The sequence below is a fragment of the Streptomyces sp. NPDC056480 genome (assembly GCF_042795405.1).
Classification (GTDB): domain Bacteria; phylum Actinomycetota; class Actinomycetes; order Streptomycetales; family Streptomycetaceae; genus Streptomyces.
Window position 1 is genome coordinate 1 of record NZ_JBHTSA010000103.1, and the last position, 16,225, is coordinate 16,225.

A 16,225-nucleotide genomic window follows, 5' to 3' on the forward strand; every position below is an offset into this window, starting at 1 on the left:
GCCCCGGGTCCGCCGGCTCCCGCAGCACGATGGACGACACGACCTACACGCACCATACGAACCGCACGTACAAGAGGAAGGCAGCACGCCGATGACGCGGGTGCTGGTGGTCGAGGACGACGCGCAGCTCGCACGAGCGCTGGTGATCAACCTGCAGGCGCGCCGATACGTGGTGGATGCGGCGCCGGACGGTGCCACGGCACTCTCCCTCGCCGCCGCCGAACCACCGGACGTACTGATCGTCGACCTGGGGCTGCCGGACATGGACGGCGTCGACGTCATCAGGGCGTTGCGGCGCTGGAGCCGTTCCCCCGTGCTCGTCCTCTCGGCACGCAGCGGTTCCGAGGACAAGATCCGGGCCCTGGACGCCGGCGCCGACGACTACATGACCAAGCCCTTCAGCATGGACGAGCTTCTCGCGCGTCTGCGGGCCGCCACCCGGCGTACGGCGGAGGCGTCGGGGGAGGCGCCGGCCACGGGCGGCGGACGGGTCGTCACCGACGAGTTCACCGTCGACCTGGTGGCGAAGAAGGTGAAGCGGGTCGACCAGGACGTACGGCTCACCCCGACCGAATGGCATCTGCTGGAAATACTGATCTGCAACCCGGGGCGGCTCATCAGCCAGCGCCGGCTGCTCCAGGAGGTGTGGGGCCCGAGCTACAGCACGAAGACGAACTACCTGCGGGTCTACATGGCCCAGCTGCGACGGAAGCTGGAAGTGGACCCGTCGCATCCCCGCTATCTGATCACCGAACCCGGTATGGGCTACCGGTTCGAACCGTAGAGCCGTAGGAGAGACGCAGAACATGGGACGCGGAAAGCTGCGCATCTACCTGGGAGCGGCGCCGGGCGTCGGCAAGACGTACTCCATGCTCTCCGAGGGGCACCGGCGGGTCGAACGCGGTACGGACTGCGTCGTCGCGTTCGTGGAGCACCACAACCGGCCCCGTACCGAGGTCATGCTGCACGGCCTGGAGACGATTCCGCGCCGGACCATCGAGTACCGGGGGACCTCCTTCACCGAGATGGACGTGGACGCCGTGCTCGCGCGGCGGCCCGCCGTCGCGCTCGTCGACGAGCTGCCGCACACGAACGTCCCGGGCTCGCGGAACGCCAAGCGCTGGCAGGACGTCGAAGAGCTGCTCGCCGCCGGCATCGACGTCGTGTCGACGGTCAACATCCAGCACCTGGAGTCCCTCGGGGACGTCGTCGAGGCCATCACGGGCATCCGTCAGAAGGAGACCGTCCCGGACGAGATCGTCCGGCGGGCCGACCAGATCGAGCTGGTCGACATGTCGCCCCAGGCGCTCCGCCGCCGCATGGCGCACGGCAACATCTACAAGCCGGACAAGGTCGACGCGGCCCTGTCCAACTACTTCCGGCCCGGCAACCTGACCGCCCTGCGCGAGCTGGCCCTGCTGTGGACCGCCGACCGGGTCGACGAGTACCTCCAGGAGTACCGGACCGAACACCGCGTCTCCAAGATCTGGGGCTCCCGGGAACGGATCGTCGTCGGGCTCACCGGCGGGCCGGAGGGCCGGACCTTGATACGCCGTGCCGTACGGCTGGCCGAGAAGGGCGCGGGCGGCGAGGTCCTCGCCGTCTACATCTCGCGCAGCGACGGTCTGACCTCGGCGTCGCCGAAGGAGCTGGCGGTCCAGCGGACCCTCGTCGAGGACCTGGGCGGCACCTTCCATCACGTCGTCGGCGACGACGTCTCCGCCGGGCTGCTCGAGTTCGCGCGCGGGGTGAACGCCACCCAGATCGTGCTCGGGGTGAGCCGCCGCCGGTCCTGGCAGTACCTCTTGGGACCCGGTGTCAGCGCCACGGTCGCCCGCGAGTCAGGTCCGGACCTCGACGTCCACATCGTCACTCACGACGAGGCCGCCAAGGGCCGTCGGCTCCCGGGTCCGGGGGGCGCCCGACTCGGCCGGTCGCGGACCATCTGGGGCTGGCTCGTCGGCCTGGCCGGTCCGGCCGTGCTCACGCTGCTACTGAGCACCGCCGCGCCCGACGTGGGCCTGGCCAACGACGTCCTCCTCTACCTCACGCTCACCGTCGCGGCGGCGCTCCTGGGCGGACTCAAGCCCGCCCTGGCCTCCGCGGCCTTCGGATCGCTGCTCCTGAACTGGTTCTTCACCCCGCCGATCCACGAGCTCACCATCGCCGACCCGCGCAACATCGTCGCCCTGGCGATCTTCGTGGGAGTGGCGATCTCGGTGGCCTCGGTCGTGGACCTGGCGGCGCGCCGGACGCATCAGGCCGCCCGGCTGCGGGCCGAGTCGGAGACCCTCTCGTTCCTCGCCGGGAGCGTGCTGCGGGGCGAGACGACCCTTGAGGCGCTCCTCGAACGGGTCCGGGAGAGCTTCTCCATGGAGTCGGTGGCCCTTCTGGAACGCCCCGACGAGACGGAACCGTGGTCCTGCGTCGCCGTCGTCGGCCACAGCCCGTGCGACCGGCCGGAGGACGCGGACGTCGACATGCCGGTCGGCGACCACCTCGCGCTCGCGCTGACCGGGCGGGTGCTGCCGGCGGAGGACCGGCGTGTGCTGGGCGCCTTCGCGGCCCAGGCCGCCGTCGTCCTCGACCGGCAGCGACTTGTGGGCGAGGCGGAGGAGGCCCGGAAGCTGGCGGAGGGCAACAAGATCCGTACGTCGCTCCTCGCCGCCGTCAGCCACGACCTGCGGACCCCGCTCGCGGGCATCAAGGCATCGGTCACGTCGCTGCGCTCCGACGACGTCGAGTGGTCGGAGGACGACCGGGCCGAACTCCTCGAAGGCATCGAGGAGGGCGCCGACCGCCTCGACCACCTGGTCGGCAACCTGCTGGACGTCTCCCGCCTGGAGACGGGCACGGTCACCGCCGTCATCCGGGAGACCGACCTCGACGAGGTCGTCCCGATGGCGTTGCTCGGAGTCCCCGAGGACAGCGTGGAGCTCGACATTCCCGAGACGCTCCCGATGGTGGCCGTCGACCGCGGTCTGCTCGAACGGGCCGTCGCCAACATCGTCGAGAACGCGGTCAAGTACAGCCCGCCCGGACAGCCCGTCCTCGTCGCGGCGAGCGCCCTGGCCGACCGGGTGGAACTCCGGGTCGTCGATCGCGGCCCCGGAGTCCCGGACGAGGCCAAGGACCGGATATTCGGCGCCTTCCAACGCTACGGCGACGCCCCTCGCGGCACGGGCGTCGGTCTCGGCCTTGCGGTGGCGCGGGGGTTCGTGGAGGCGATGGGAGGAACTGTGACGGCAGAGGACACCCCCGGAGGAGGGCTCACCATGACGGTCACCCTGCGGATGGCCGTCGGCGGTGTGCCGTCGGTCCCCGAACTGGCGGCCGAGGCGACCACCTGACACGGGCGCGCCGGGGGCGGGCGGGCGAGGGCTTCCTCACCCTCTCACCCCGGACGAGGCCGGGGGCATCCGCGCCGCCCAGCCGTTCTCCGCAGTCCCCCTTGAGACCTGACGTCGCCACAGACCTGACCGGAGCGGTGCGAACGCCGGGTGAAACCGGTCCATGGCTGGTGACGTTGCGGCGAACCGTCCTGTTACCTTCGCCCGTCGGCGTGCGTCATGGGTGTGACGACCGGATGCGAGCGGTCGGAACACCGGCGATCGAATCGAGAGCAGGATGCTGACCAACATCATGTACGTGACGGTCTACGTCACCGATCAGGACCGCGCGCTGGACTTCTACACCGAGGGGCTCGGTCTGGAGAAGCGGCTCGACTTCCCGGGGCCCGACGGACGCTTCCTCACCGTCGGTGTTCCCGGCAGCCCGGTACAGATCATCCTGTGGTCGCACGCGGCGGCCGCAGGGCAGCCGGGCGGAGCGGGCGCGCCCGGTCCGCTGATCCTCGAATCCGAGGACGTGCGAAAGGATTTCGAGATCATGCGCCGGCGCGGCGTCCTCTTCGAAGAGCCCGAACCCGTGGACTATCCGTTCGGCGTCCGCGTCGAGGCGGTGGACCCGGACGGCAACCAGATCTCGCTCCGTCAGCAGCTCAAGCCGTGACCGCTCACCCCTCCGGTCCCGTGGCCGAGGCGTTCGAAGCCCAGAGCGACCGGCTGCGTGCCGTCGCGTACCGCGTGCTGGGCTCGCATGCCGATGCCGAGGACGTGGTCCAGGAGGCCTGGATACGACTCGCCCGTCAGGACGCGGCGACGATCGGCAACCTGGCCGGCTGGCTGACCACCGTGGTCGGCCGAATCAGCCTGGATGTCCTGAGGTCCCGCCGAGCCCGGCCCGAAAGCGCCTACGAGGAGGAGTTCGCGAACCTCGTGGTGACGCCCGACGATGACCCCGCGCCGGACGAGCTGGTGGCGCTGGCCACATCCTGGGCAAATCCGCCGACGCCACCAAGATGATCGCCAGCCGTGCCCGCCGCAAGGTCCAAGCCGCGGACCGCACGACGGGCCCCGGCCGCGAGCACCGAGAGGCCGTCCGGGCCTTCGGCGCCGCCGCGCTCAGCGGTGACTTCGAAGCGCTCCTGCGTGTCCTCGACCCGAACGTGAAGCTGACCGTCGGCACCCCCGACGGCGTGGTCGTCACCCTCGGCGCCACCCAAGTCGCCGCCGGCGCCCGCATGTTCTCCGGCGAGGTCGCCCGCCAACGACCCGTGCTGCTCGACGGCATCCCCGGCCACATGTCCTGGAGCCCCGACGGAACCCCTCTCTCCGCCATCGCCTTCACCGTCAGCGAAGGCCGGATCGCAGGCATCCGCATCGTCGTCGACCCGGCCAGACTCGCCTCGATCCCTCTGCCCGCCCCGGACCGAGCCGGTGCCGTCAGGCTCGACCAGCCAGCGGGCTGAGTCACGCACCCCGCTGATGCACCCCACTGGCGCGCCCCGCTGACGCACTCCGCCGGCGCACCCTGCTGGCGCACCCAGCTGACGCACCCCGCGGGGCCCCACTGGCGTACTCCGCTGACGCACCCCGCGCTCAAGGACTCACCGCCCCGCGATCGGTGAGTCCTTCTGCGTGGCCGGAGATCGCCCTCCGGCGTGCGGGCTACTCCGCCGCGGGTGCCGTGCGGGGGCGGAGTGCCAGTGCGAGCAGCGGACCTGCTGCCAGGAGGACGGCGAGGGCCGCGTAGCCGGTGGTGAGGGTCGAGACGGTGGCGACGCCGGCGACGAGCAGGGGGCCGCCGGCGTCGCCGAGTTCGCGGCCGAGTTCGGCCGATCCCATGGTCTGGCCCATGCGTTCCTCGGGGGTGGAGGCGGCGAGGGCGGCGAAGCCGAGCGGGGTGATCAGCCCGGTGCCGGTTCCGATGAGGGCGGCGGCGAGCAGGACGCCGGTGAGGCCGGGAAGCATGGCGGCCGCGAGGCCTGCGGCGGTGATGAGCAGTCCGCCGAGCAGTCCGGTGCGGGTGGTGAGACGTCCGGCGTCGAGCGCACGGCCGGCCTTCGGCTGCACGACGGCGGCGGTGGCGGCCAGGACGGAGACCGCTGCGCCGGTGGCGACGGTGCCGAGCCCGGCCGCGGCGCCGGTGACGGGCAGGAAGCCCACGCCGACGGAGAGCGCGGCGGTGGCGGCGGCCAGGGCCGCGGTCGGGGCGAGGAAGGAACGGTCGGTCAGACGGCGGGCGAGGTCGGCGACGGTCTGCCGCTTGCGCGGCAACGGCGGCACGACGGGCACCGCGAGCGCGGCCCACACGGCGACGGCCGCCGCGCACAGGGCCATGACCGTGAACAGCAGGCGCAGGCCGCCCGCCCAGACCAGGAGACCGCCGAGGAGCGGGCCGAGGGTGTAGCCGATGGACTTGTAGAAGCCGTACGAGCCGAAGGCGCGCCCGCGTGTGGCGGCCGGGTTGAGGCGGGCGACCAGCGCGGACGCGGAGGGGGAGAAGGCGGAGGCGGCGGCGCCCTGGCCGAGGCGGGCGGCCCACAGCCAGCCGGGGCTGTCGGCGATCGCGTACAGCGCGGAGGCGGCGGCGAAGGCGATGAGGCCGCCGAGGAGTACGGGCCTGCCGCCGACGCGGTCGGCGAGCGAACCGAACACGGGCTTGAGGAGGACCTCGGCGCCGTCGTAGAGAGCGAGCAGTCCGCCCAGGACGAGGAGGGAGGTGACGGCGTCCTCGGAGAAGCCGCCGAGGTTGGCGGCGATTCCGTGGGCGCCGAAGGCGGTGGTGAACCCCGCCGCGTACAGGGGCCACATGGCTCGTCTCGGGGCGGCCGGGGCTGTGGACTGCGCCGTCATGAAAGGTCCTCGTCGGTGGTGTGCAGGGCGTTGAAGACGCGCTCGCCGTAGTCCTCGCAGGCGGCGGCACACTGCTTGAGCCGTCGGCCGGCTTCGGCTGCCTCGGGGGCCCCGAAGACGTCCCGGGCGGTCAGGTCGCGGTGCCAGCGACGCAGCCGTTCCAGGCTCTGCTCCTCTTCCTCCAGTTCGGCCAGGGTGAACTTGGCGATCCGGATCTCCTTGGCGATCTCCTCGTCGAACTTGGCGCAGTCGGCGAGGAACTCCGTCCAGTCCGCGGAGCGGGCGGCGGTGAACATCTCCCGGAACCGGGCGGCGTCCTGCTCGGAGCGGCCGGACGCCTGGAGCGTCACGCCCTGGCCGCCCGCACTGCCGGTGAGGTCGAGGGCGCGCCGGACCCCGTCGGCGAAGACCGGCACCTCCGGTACGGCCCAGACGCCCTGACCCAAGGAGAGGGCGCCGATCTTGCGCAGCTCCCGCCATACCGCCACGCGGTGCCGGGACGGGTCGGCGGGCAGCTTGATCACCAGGATCAGCCACCGAGAAGCCTGCTCAGCATTGGTCACGCCCGAGAATGTAGCAGGCGTTACATCACGTCTCGATCCCTCAGTTCAAGGTTTCCTGGATTCAGGGATCCATGTATCTTCATGCCGTGCTGACTGTTGCCTCCGACATCGAGGTGCTGGCCAGGTTCGGCCGCGCGCTCGCCGACCCGATCCGCTGCCGCATCCTGCTCGCCCTGCGCGACGCGCCCGCCTACCCGGCCGACCTCGCCGACGCCCTCGGCGTCTCACGGACCCGCCTGTCCAACCACCTGGCATGCCTGCGCGACTGCGGCCTCGTCATCACCGTCCCCGACGGCCGCCGCACCCGCTACGAGCTCGCCGACGAACGCCTCGGCCACGCGCTGGACGACCTGCGCACCGCCGTGGTCGCCGTCGAGACCGACCGGACCTGCGTCGACGCCGACGAGAAGGGCTGCTGCTGACCATGACCGCCGAGACAGCGATATCCCTCGGGCCCTCCCCGGCCCGCCGCGACGCACTGACCCGGCGGATACGCCTGCTGGTCGCGGCGACGATCGCCTACAACGTCATCGAGGCGGTCGTCGCCCTCACCGCCGGAACCCTCGCCTCCTCCACCGCTCTGATCGGCTTCGGTCTCGACTCGATCATCGAGGTCTCCTCCGCCGCCGCGGTCGCCTGGCAGTTCTCCGCCCGTGATCACGCCGTACGCGAAGCCCGCGAGCAGCGCACCCTGCGGATCATCGCGGTCTCCTTCTTCGCGCTCGCCGCGTACGTCTCCTTCGACGCGGTGCGCGCGCTGACCGGCACCGGGGAGGCGGAGCGGTCGATCCTCGGCATCGTCATCGCCGCCCTCTCGCTCGCGATCATGCCGTTCCTGTCCGCGGCCCAACGCCGGGCGGGCCGCGAACTGGGCTCCGCCTCCGCGGTCGCGGACTCCAAGCAGACCCTCCTGTGCACCTACCTGTCCGCCGTGCTCCTGCTCGGCCTGATCCTCAACGCCACCCTGGGCTGGTCCTGGGCCGACCCGATCGCCGCCCTCGTCATCGCCGCCATCGCCGTCAAGGAAGGCCGCGACGCCTGGCAGGGCAAGGGCTGCTGCGCACCCACCGCCCACACCCCGGCCCACACGCCGGCCCGCACCCCGGCCCCGGCCAAGGCTGCCGACGCGGACGCGTGCGGCTGCAAGCCGGGCTGCACCTGCTGCTGACCGGCGTCTGGAGGTCCCGACAGCTCCCGCCCGGGGAACACGGTGCCTTCACCCGAAGATGAGGACGTGCCGTAGCCGCCGGTCCTCGGCGGCGGCGAGGATGCCGTTCATGACCAGCATCGATCACCCGCTCGTCCCCCTCCGTGCCACCCGCCCGGCGCCCGTGGTGTTCGGTTCCGGCGCGGCCATCGGCGTCCTGGGCGGGATGATCGGCCTGGGCGGCGCGGAGTTCCGCCTGCCGCTGCTGATCGGCCTGTTCGGGTTCGCCGCGCTCTCGGCGGTCATTCTGAACAAGGCCATGAGTCTGGTCGTGGTCCTGGTCGCGCTGCCCGCCCGCCTGGCCGCGGTCCCGGCCGCCGACGTCGCCGCCCGGTGGCCGGTCGCGGTCAACCTGCTCGCCGGCAGCCTGCTGGGCGCCTGGGCCGGAGCGACCTGGGCGGTACGGATGCGCGGTGCCACCCTCTACAAGGTGCTGGCGGCCCTGATGGTGCTCATGGCAGGTGCGCTGCTGCTGACGCACACCACCAGCCTGGGCACCCTCGACCTGCCGCTGTGGGCCCAGGTGCCCGCAGGTGTCATGGCTGGCTTCGGCATCGGCGTGGTCGCCGCGATCATGGGTGTCGCCGGAGGTGAGCTGTTGATCCCCACGATCGTGCTGCTGTTCGGCGAGGACATCAGAACCGCAGGCAGCCTCTCCCTGCTGGTCTCGCTGCCGACCATGCTCGTCGCCTTCGCCCGCTACAGCCGAGACGGCAGCTTCGCCGTCCTCGGCGCCAACCTCCGCTTCACCATGATCATGGCCGCAGGTTCCATCGTCGGCGCGGTGCTGGGGGGACTCCTCCTCGGCGTGTTCCCGGACCTGGTGCTCATCCCCGCGCTGGCGGTCATCCTGCTCGTCTCCGCCGCCAAGCTCGCCCGCCACGACTGACCGGGTCACGATGCCCGGCCCGGGACGATGCTCCGCGGGTCAGTTGCCGCGTGGGGCGTACATGATGACGGCCATGCCGGCGAGGCAGACGAGCGCACCGATGACGTCGTACCGGTCGGGGCGGTAGCCGTCGGCGACCATGCCCCAGGCGATCGACCCGGCCACGAAGATTCCGCCGTACGCGGCGAGGATGCGGCCGAAGTCGTCGTCGGACTGGAGCGTGGCCACCACCCCGTACAGTCCGAGCGCGATGACTCCGGCGCCGATCCAGATCCAGCCCTTGTGCTCGCGGATGCCCTGCCAGACCAGCCAGGCGCCTCCGATCTCGAACAGTGCGGCGACGGCGAACAGGGCCATGGAACGGGCGACGAGCACGGCAGGGACTCTCCGGGAGCAGGGGGAAGCGGATGGGGAAGAGGAGGGCGCGGGTCAGGTGGAGGGGCCGAACAGGCCGGCGAGCAGCTGGGCGCCGTCGGCAGGCGCGCGGACCTCCAAGTGCAGGTGCGGGCCGTCGAGATGGAGCCGGAAGTCGAAGAACGGGCAGCACCGCTGCTCGGCCGCCGCCAGTTCCGCCACCCGCGCCGTCCGGTCTACGGGCATGGTCAGCCGCAACCCGTCGGGCACCGCGGTCCGCACGGCGCCGTCGACCGCCTCGCGCCACTGCGCGGTCCGCTCGTGCAGGCCTTCGCCGGTCAGGGAACAGGCCACTGGCGCCGTCCGCCACCCCTCCGTCCCGGCGGGCTGACGGCTGGGCGCCGGGAGCACGTTCACGGGGGTCCCCGCGACCTGACGGCTGGGCGCCGGGAGCCCGTCCACGAGGGTCCCCGCGACCTGACGACTGGGCGCCGGCACCATGTCCACCGGCCGGATGCCGGCAGCGGGCGGAGCCGACGTGCCGAGGAAGCCGCATTCGGGATCGCAGGGGCTCGCGCGATCAGGCAGTGCGTCGAGGTGCTCCAAGGCCGTGTGCAGGGAGGCTGTGAACGCGGCCAGCTCGGCGGCCCGGGACTCGGCCTCGGCCAGGCGGGCGGTGATCCGCGGCCGAAGATCGGCCTTCACGTCCCGGCAGGCACCGGATTCCCACACCGCCAACAGCTCGCCGATCTCCTCCAGCGGCAGCCCCAGGTGCTTGGCCGCGCCGATGAAGGACAACCGCTCGACCGCGTCCTCGCCGTACAGCCGGTAGCCGGACGAGGTCCTGTCCGCGGGCAGGAGCCCGGCGCCCTCGTAGAAGCGCAGAGTGGTCGCCGGCACGCCGGAGCGTTCAGCGAGCTGGGAAATCCGCATCGTGCTCACACCACCGACGGTAGACCTTCGACCTGGGTCGAAGGTCAAGCCGGAACCCGTGCGCTCCGCCGACGCCACGTCTGCACCCCTGATCCGGCGCGGGCCTCACGACGTCCGATGCCTCGTGAACGTGCAGGCTTCGCCGCCAAGGAAGGCGGTGACGCCTGGGCTAGGGCCAGGGCCAGGACCACGGCTACGGCCACGGCCACGGCTGCTGCGCGGAGCTCTAAGTCACGTCGACTCCGTGCGCTCTGGCCAAGCCGTCGAGTCCGTCTGCCCACCCCTGGCCGACGGCTCGGAGCTTCCATACGGGCAGACCCTGGGTGGACCTGTGCCGGTACAGCTCCGCGACGACCATCGCCCGGATCGCGGGATCGGCGGGTGGCCGGAAGGACCAGGCCGCGGCGGCGCACCCCAGGGACAGTTCTGCGTGGGTGAGGGAGCCGCACGTCAGACCGGTGTCGACATCCATGTTGATCGCGATCGTCATGCGCTGGATGTGCTCGGGCAAGGCGGTGAGGTGGACGACGGCCCGCTCGACGGTGTGCGTGCCATCGTTCTGCTTCCCCAGGAGGCGTGCGGCTCCGTCAGCGGCGGAAGGCTGGTTGTAGAAGACGAAGTCCTCGTCGGAGGCGACCCGACCATGCGCGTCGGTGAGGAAGAGCGTGAGGTCGGCGTCTGCGCCGTCGAAGCTGAACGTCATGTTCAGCCCCTCCCACGCTTCGTCGGGCAGGGTGAGGTTCTGCCCCGGCGCGAGCGCGGCGGGGGCGGCGCGCACGGGTTCGTCGACGGCGGGCGGCCGGGCCGCGGACGGGGTTCGGTCCCTCCACTCGGCGAAGGTGTGGATCCGATAGGGGGCTGCGGTCGGCGCATCCCGGGCACCGGGAACGTCGGCGAGGAGGTCGCCGTCCAGGCCCGCGAGTGTGGCGTCGACCGAGGTGGCGTCGTCCTGGGCGTGGTCGAGCAGCGCTTGGAGGCCGGGCAGACGGCCGGTGTCGAGCGGCTTGATGGTGCTCGACAGGTTTCCGGCGGCGGTCGTGGCGACGGCGCAGGCGACGTCCTGGCCGATGTCGAGGAACCGTAGCGCGTCCTCCGGCCGGCGCCAGGAGCCGGCCTCGATGGCCTGGCGGGTCCACCGTCCGTACGCCACGAACCCCAGCCGCTGGGTGTCCGGCATGCGGGTGATCACCGCGAGGTCGATCGCGGTGATTCCCGGGGCGACGGCGAAGCCCTCCTTGAGGGTGGCGATGACGTTGGAGCCCATGGCCGTGAGCCACCACAGGACCCGGTCGCGCTTCGTCAGCGTCTTCAGCGTGGGGCGCCCGCCGGAGGTGACGCCAGGAGTCCGATCGGGCAGCGAGTCGATGTCGGGCTGCCGCATCACCACGGACATGACGGAGCCGTCCACCCCGACCGCACAGCCGGCGGCAGGATTGTCGGAGAAGGCGTAGGCGACCGTCTCGCACACGGTCGCCTCGTCGTTCGAGACGAGGGCCTGCCACCACTGGTGTGCCTCGGTGGTCAAAGCGGCGAAGACGCCGTGCAACCGCGCCTGCTCGGCGGCCAGGTAGAGCGGCGCGTCCCGCTCGGCCCGCCGCTTCGCCTCCGCACGCTCTGCACGGGCGAACACGCCGAGTCCCGCCAGATGGAACGCTCTGGCCTCGGCCAGCGCCCAGGGCAGTCCCAGCTGCGGCGGCTCGGGCACCACCGGCGGGTGGGCGGGGGAGAAGGACTCCAGGTGCACGCTGGTCATCTGCTGTCGCAGTTCTCGCAGATGTGCGATGGCCGCATCGCGTTCCGCCTCCTGCTGGGCCCGCTCGGCCTGTCGGCGTGCCCGTTCCAGTTGCGCGCCCGAGGGTACGGCGGCCCGCGGGCGCGAGCCGGAGCGTGACGAGCGGCTCGTCGTGGTCCGACGGCGCCCACCGCCCAGGGCGGTGGAGGCGTACAGGGGCCCCATGCCCGACGAGAGCGTCGTCCGCCCGCCGCCCACGCTCACGCGTGCCATCCGGGGCCCGACGGAGGTTCGTACGCCCCTGGTCGAGACGCGGACGCTCAGTCCCGGCACACCCACGCGGAACCCGAAACCCATGGAGCCTCCCTCGCTGCTGCGGAGAGTCTGTCAGCCTTCCGTCGCCGATGCCGGAGCTTCGCTCCCCCTGGCCGGGGTGCCGTCCAGGGCCGGCGCCGGGTCCCCTCTGCCGCCGACCCACCATCATCGAGGACCGGCACCCTCTCGCCCGGCGCCCCGCCCCCTCGGCGTGGCAGGAATCATCCGTTCCACCGGGCGAGACGCCCGGCATGCGGGAGTCGGCCACAGCGCGTCGGCCAGCACCGCGTCGTAGAAGCCCCGCGGGTGGTCCGCCCATCCGGCGTCCAGGTCGACGCCGGCCGCTCGCCGCCTGCTGGCGTCGTTCACCGCCGGCTGGAGCTCCGGGCTGAGGTCGAGGCCGTCGGGGTACTCGGTGATCGTTTCCGGGGCCAGGGTGCTGCGTGCGGAAGACCGTACCGATGATCTTGTCGGCGGCCACTGACGGCGGCCCGCGCGGTCCGGCGGCGAGTGGCGCGGATGAGGACGGCGACCAGGCCCGGCCGGGGTGGCGGTGACGGTTTGAGCCAGCCCCTGTCGGGCGGTTCGAAGCGGCCACGGTCTGCGCCGGATCGGCACACAAGGAGCGCTCCAACGGCCAGTCGGCTCACCGCCCACGGCCACCTAGTGGGCACCAGCCGCCGGTCCGCCGGTCCCGGACGTGGGTGACCCGGACGAACGACGGCGCGTGCTCCGGCCTTGACGGGTTCGGCGACGACTCGGTCGACTTCGAGGTACGCGACGAGGGTGATCGTTCCGACGACGGTGGGGACGTACACGACCCGGGCTCGGCCGTCGCGGTACTCCCACTGCAGCTTCCCGTCGCCCCGGGTGTCGATCCGATGGTCCAGGGACAGCCTGACGATCACGGCGTCCAGCACCTCTCGATCTGCGTAGGACATCCGTCGATCTGCCGTTCCGCGACGTAGTGGAGGACGACGTGGGCGCGCCGGGGGTCGTGCTTCGGCGCCATCAAGCGGCGCCGGTCGTACGGGCGGCGTCCGTGTTGCCGGGCCCGTGGCGGGCCTGGACGTCCGCCTACGGGGTGGCCTTCGACAGGTCGATCCCTTCGGCCGTCGGCTGCTCCAGCACGTAGGCAGGCAGTCCCTCGCCGGCAGCGTGCGTTCACGGGCGGACCCGCGGAGCTGCCGCGCCTCGTCCTCGTCGAAGATCAGGTGCGCCATCGGATCCTCCGGTGGTCGGGTACGAATCGGGGCTGGCGCGGCGTCAGTTCTCGCGGACCGGGACCGAACCCGCGGGCCGCAGTCCTGAGCCAGGCGTCCGGTAGTACGGCAACCACGCGGACCAGGTTGCGCAACGTGCCGTGCGAACGCCGGACTTCGCCCGGAGGAGAGCCCGGCGTGCATCACGATCACGGCTTCCGAGTGCAGATGAGGTCCGCGGCCCGGTGACGGTCGGCTTCGGATCCATGCTCTGACGCAACCCTCCGGTTCCGTCGATGGTCCAAGAGGTGACCCGGACGCGAGGGGGGAGTGCGATGGCTCCCCCTCGTGTCCCAGGACTCCTGGGGAGATTCGTGACAGGCAAGCATGTGGTTCTGGCGATCGCGACGGTACTGGCCGTCGGTGTCGCACCCGCGGCACTGGGCGGGGCGGCAGCCGTCGCCGCTCCCTTGAGGGCTGTGGCGCCGACGGGGACCGCCACGGTCGTTCAGGAGGGCGGACCGCTGGTGGTGCCCTCCGGCGAGGAGGCGGCGGTGACGACCCGGATCAGGGTCACTCTCCCGGCGGGCCACACCGGCCCCGTCATGGCGCGGCTGCTCCTGCCGAATCCGACCTGGGAGTTCCCCGACTTCGACACCCCCGCCTACGAGCCCGTCACCCCGACCTGCTCCGTCAACGGCGGTGCCTTCTGGCCCTGCCCGTGGGACAGTCCGGGCAACGAGGTCGTGTTCCCGGCCACCGAGTCCGCCACCACGGTCACCTATGACGTCCGGGTCGACGCCGACAGCCGTACCGCCGTGATGGGAAACCTGGCGGCCACCCTCGAAGTGACCGACGGGGCCGGGGCAGTGATCGGCACCGGCCCTGTCGCTTTCCACTTCGCCAAGGGCACTCCCGAGAACTACCGGCGGACCACGGTCCTCGCCCGCGACAAGGCCGGCGTGCTCTGGCAGTACGAGAGCTCGGGCCGCCCCGACAAGCCGCTCAAGACCCGTGAGCGCATCGGCGGCGGCTGGAACGCCTACACCTTGATCGCCCCGCTGGGAGATCGGACGGCGTCGGGCGAGGGCGACCTCGTGGCCCGGGACAAGGCCGGTGTCCTCTGGTTCTACGAGGGCTCCGGCAACCCGGATGCCCCGTTCAAGGCACGCGTCCGCGTGGGCGGCGGCTGGAACACGTACACCGCGATCGCCAACAGGGGTTCGAGCCTCATCGCCCGGGACAAGGCCGGGGTCCTGTGGGACTACTCGCAGAAGAGGCTCGGCCCTCCGGCCCCCTTCGAGCAGCGTCGGCGCATAGGCGGCGGCTGGAACACGTACAACGCCATCGTGGGCAAGGGGTACCTCTACGGCGCCGTCGCGCGCGACACGTCCGGAGTGCTCTGGTCGTACGTCCCGGCCTGGCAGAAGTACCCCGACTTCGCACCGAGAACGCGGGTGGGCGGTGGCTGGAACGCCTACGACCACATCGTCTACGTGCAGAACGTCGCCGGCTCCCGCGACGGCGACTACCTCGCCCGCGACAAGGACGGCTACCTCTGGCTCTACGAAGGTGTGAACCGCGCCGGCGACGACCTCGTCCCGGGGCCGACCCGCAGGAAGATCGGCTGGGACTGGGACATCTACGACACGATCCTCTGACCCGACCTGGCACCGCCCGGCCCCCTCGTCCTCCCGCGCCTGCGGGAGGACGAGGCACGGGGTCCGAGTCGGTCCGGGACGCTCGTTCTGGAGCAGTGCACGGGGCATGGCCTCCAAGTGGCTCTGTTCATGAGAACGGGGTCTGGCACGACTTCCGTGAAGCGGTCACGATGAGCGATCGGGGGCGTTTCGAGTGCTTGGACGATCTGTCGCACGTCCTGGCGCCAACGGTCGGCGTCGGCGCTGTCCACCCAGCCGGTTGCCCTTTCTGATCCGCCTTGGAGAACCCGGTCCAGTGCGAGTCTCGCCGACGCGCGAAGGGAGGCCGGCAGCGCGGGCAGCGGTTCGCCACCGGCTGCCCGAGTGGCTCGATGCGGACCGCCAGGACGACCTGCCCGGTCTCCACACCCGCGCCGCCGACATCGATCGCGACGACCGGGCCGCCGTCATCGCAGGGCTCACGCTGCCCTGCAACTCGGGCGTCGTGGAAGGGAACGTCAACCGCATCAAGATGCTCAGACGCCAGATGTTCGGCCGAGCCGGCTTCGTACTCCTGAGGGAACGAGTGCTCTTCGCTCCCTGACCGACGTCAACGCGTGAAACGGTTGCAACATCGAGTAACCCCACTGCAGGAGCCGTGAATGTCCAGGACCGCCGACATCGATCTCGTGTTCGCACGTCCCGTCACAGTAGACGCCGTGGTGCGAGCTCTGGCCGGTGAGGGGTGGTCGCTACAGGAGCCGCTCGGGATCTCCTACATGGTCAACAACGACGACCTGTTCGACTGGCAGTCGACTTCAGCCGACCAGGCAGCCGAGGTCCTGACCGTGGTGGATTCACCGGACAACACCGACCACCTCGTCGGCGTCTGCATCTATCACTCCGCTGCGGGCACCGGTGGCCAGCTACTTCTTCGGGCTGGCCGATCGCACTGCTCCTTCATCCCGACGATCGACCGCCGAGGGCTCGCAGAAGCCCCAGCACTGACTGACATGGCGTGGTATTTGAACGCGCTGGTACCGCCACTGCTTGCCATGGGGCTGGCCGGCTACGAAGCGAGGGACCTTGTCGACTGAGACTCCTTCGTCAGCAGCTCGGTCGGCATGCGGGCAGCGCGCGCGGAAGCCGGAGACGCACCCCCTGGTTGGCATTCCTAGGGCCTCTAGGTTATA

At 71.4% G+C, this 16,225-nt stretch carries 14 protein-coding genes and 1 pseudogene; 10 read left to right on the forward strand and 5 right to left on the reverse strand.

What is annotated here, in order from left to right:
- Positions 1-91: 91 nt before the first annotated feature.
- The 4 genes and pseudogenes from ACFQ79_RS31800 (at position 92) to ACFQ79_RS31815 (ending at position 4,810) form a co-directional block, all read left to right on the forward strand.
- Positions 92-784 (forward strand): response regulator, encoded by a 693-nt coding sequence (locus tag ACFQ79_RS31800; RefSeq protein ID WP_383589885.1) that lies wholly within the window; start codon positions 92-94, stop codon positions 782-784.
- 22 nt (positions 785-806) lie between these two features.
- Positions 807-3,350 (forward strand): ATP-binding protein, encoded by a 2,544-nt coding sequence (locus ACFQ79_RS31805; protein WP_383589887.1) that lies wholly within the window; start codon positions 807-809, stop codon positions 3,348-3,350.
- Between the two features lie 277 nt (positions 3,351-3,627).
- On the forward strand, positions 3,628-4,011 hold the full coding sequence (locus ACFQ79_RS31810; protein ID WP_383589889.1) for a VOC family protein: 384 nt from the start codon (positions 3,628-3,630) through the stop codon (positions 4,009-4,011).
- Positions 4,008-4,810: pseudogene (locus ACFQ79_RS31815) on the forward strand (sigma factor). Before ACFQ79_RS31810 ends, ACFQ79_RS31815 begins: the two are co-directional and overlap by 4 nt.
- Before the next feature lie 199 nt (positions 4,811-5,009).
- Here the strand turns inward: ACFQ79_RS31815 and ACFQ79_RS31820 are convergent.
- Positions 5,010-6,155: an MFS transporter gene (locus tag ACFQ79_RS31820; RefSeq protein ID WP_383589928.1), complete on the reverse strand. Its 1,146-nt coding sequence runs from the start codon at positions 6,153-6,155 to the stop codon at positions 5,010-5,012.
- Positions 6,156-6,193: 38 nt separating this feature from the next.
- Positions 6,194-6,760, reverse strand: coding sequence for a Chromate resistance protein ChrB (locus tag ACFQ79_RS31825; protein WP_383589891.1), 567 nt, complete (start codon positions 6,758-6,760; stop codon positions 6,194-6,196).
- 86 nt (positions 6,761-6,846) lie between these two features.
- Here ACFQ79_RS31825 and ACFQ79_RS31830 point away from each other — a divergent pair, with 86 nt between their 5' ends.
- The 3 genes from ACFQ79_RS31830 to ACFQ79_RS31840 all read left to right on the forward strand — a co-directional run bounded on the left by ACFQ79_RS31830 (position 6,847) and on the right by ACFQ79_RS31840 (position 8,856).
- The gene (locus tag ACFQ79_RS31830) at positions 6,847-7,182 is read left to right on the forward strand and encodes an ArsR/SmtB family transcription factor (protein WP_383589893.1); all 336 of its coding nucleotides are present in this window, start codon (positions 6,847-6,849) and stop codon (positions 7,180-7,182) included.
- A gap of 2 nt (positions 7,183-7,184) precedes the next feature.
- Positions 7,185-7,928, forward strand: a complete 744-nt coding sequence (locus tag ACFQ79_RS31835; RefSeq protein ID WP_383589894.1) for a cation transporter — start codon at positions 7,185-7,187, stop codon at positions 7,926-7,928.
- 109 nt (positions 7,929-8,037) lie between these two features.
- Positions 8,038-8,856, forward strand: a complete 819-nt coding sequence (locus ACFQ79_RS31840) for a sulfite exporter TauE/SafE family protein (RefSeq protein WP_383589896.1) — start codon at positions 8,038-8,040, stop codon at positions 8,854-8,856.
- 39 nt (positions 8,857-8,895) lie between these two features.
- On the opposite strand, the gene ACFQ79_RS31845 is transcribed toward ACFQ79_RS31840, so the two are convergent.
- The 3 genes from ACFQ79_RS31845 to ACFQ79_RS31855 all read right to left on the reverse strand — a co-directional run bounded on the left by ACFQ79_RS31845 (position 8,896) and on the right by ACFQ79_RS31855 (position 12,232).
- Positions 8,896-9,231: a YnfA family protein gene (locus tag ACFQ79_RS31845; protein ID WP_383589898.1), complete on the reverse strand. Its 336-nt coding sequence runs from the start codon at positions 9,229-9,231 to the stop codon at positions 8,896-8,898.
- 54 nt (positions 9,232-9,285) lie between these two features.
- Entirely contained in the window at positions 9,286-10,152 is an 867-nt protein-coding gene (locus ACFQ79_RS31850) for a MerR family transcriptional regulator (protein ID WP_383589900.1), read from the reverse strand.
- Between the two features lie 217 nt (positions 10,153-10,369).
- Positions 10,370-12,232 carry a TerD family protein gene (locus tag ACFQ79_RS31855; RefSeq protein WP_383589901.1) on the reverse strand — a complete coding sequence of 621 codons (1,863 nt, stop codon included), beginning with the start codon at positions 12,230-12,232 and terminating at the stop codon, positions 10,370-10,372.
- Positions 12,233-13,766: 1,534 nt separating this feature from the next.
- Here ACFQ79_RS31855 and ACFQ79_RS31860 point away from each other — a divergent pair.
- The 3 genes from ACFQ79_RS31860 to ACFQ79_RS31870 all read left to right on the forward strand — a co-directional run bounded on the left by ACFQ79_RS31860 (position 13,767) and on the right by ACFQ79_RS31870 (position 16,129).
- Complete coding sequence (locus ACFQ79_RS31860) at positions 13,767-15,053, forward strand: hypothetical protein (RefSeq protein ID WP_383589903.1); 1,287 nt, start codon at positions 13,767-13,769, stop codon at positions 15,051-15,053.
- Between the two features lie 295 nt (positions 15,054-15,348).
- Positions 15,349-15,636 carry a hypothetical protein gene (locus ACFQ79_RS31865; protein WP_383589932.1) on the forward strand — a complete coding sequence of 96 codons (288 nt, stop codon included), beginning with the start codon at positions 15,349-15,351 and terminating at the stop codon, positions 15,634-15,636.
- Between the two features lie 58 nt (positions 15,637-15,694).
- Positions 15,695-16,129, forward strand: a complete 435-nt coding sequence (locus tag ACFQ79_RS31870) for a hypothetical protein (RefSeq protein ID WP_383589905.1) — start codon at positions 15,695-15,697, stop codon at positions 16,127-16,129.
- Positions 16,130-16,225: the final 96 nt, after the last annotated feature.

Excerpts from the sequence above, each read along its gene's own strand:
- ACFQ79_RS31835 (WP_383589894.1), top strand. The coding sequence starts at position 7,185 with ATGACCGCCGAGACAGCGATATCCCTCGGGCCCTCCCCGGCCCGCCGC.
- ACFQ79_RS31840 (WP_383589896.1), top strand. The coding sequence starts at position 8,038 with ATGACCAGCATCGATCACCCGCTCGTCCCCCTCCGTGCCACCCGCCCG.
- ACFQ79_RS31855 (WP_383589901.1), bottom strand. The coding sequence starts at position 12,232 with ATGGGTTTCGGGTTCCGCGTGGGTGTGCCGGGACTGAGCGTCCGCGTC.
- ACFQ79_RS31870 (WP_383589905.1), top strand. The coding sequence starts at position 15,695 with ATGTCCAGGACCGCCGACATCGATCTCGTGTTCGCACGTCCCGTCACA.
- ACFQ79_RS31805 (WP_383589887.1), top strand. The coding sequence starts at position 807 with ATGGGACGCGGAAAGCTGCGCATCTACCTGGGAGCGGCGCCGGGCGTC.
- ACFQ79_RS31800 (WP_383589885.1), top strand. The coding sequence starts at position 92 with ATGACGCGGGTGCTGGTGGTCGAGGACGACGCGCAGCTCGCACGAGCG.
- ACFQ79_RS31810 (WP_383589889.1), top strand. The coding sequence starts at position 3,628 with ATGCTGACCAACATCATGTACGTGACGGTCTACGTCACCGATCAGGAC.
- ACFQ79_RS31820 (WP_383589928.1), bottom strand. The coding sequence starts at position 6,155 with ATGTGGCCCCTGTACGCGGCGGGGTTCACCACCGCCTTCGGCGCCCAC.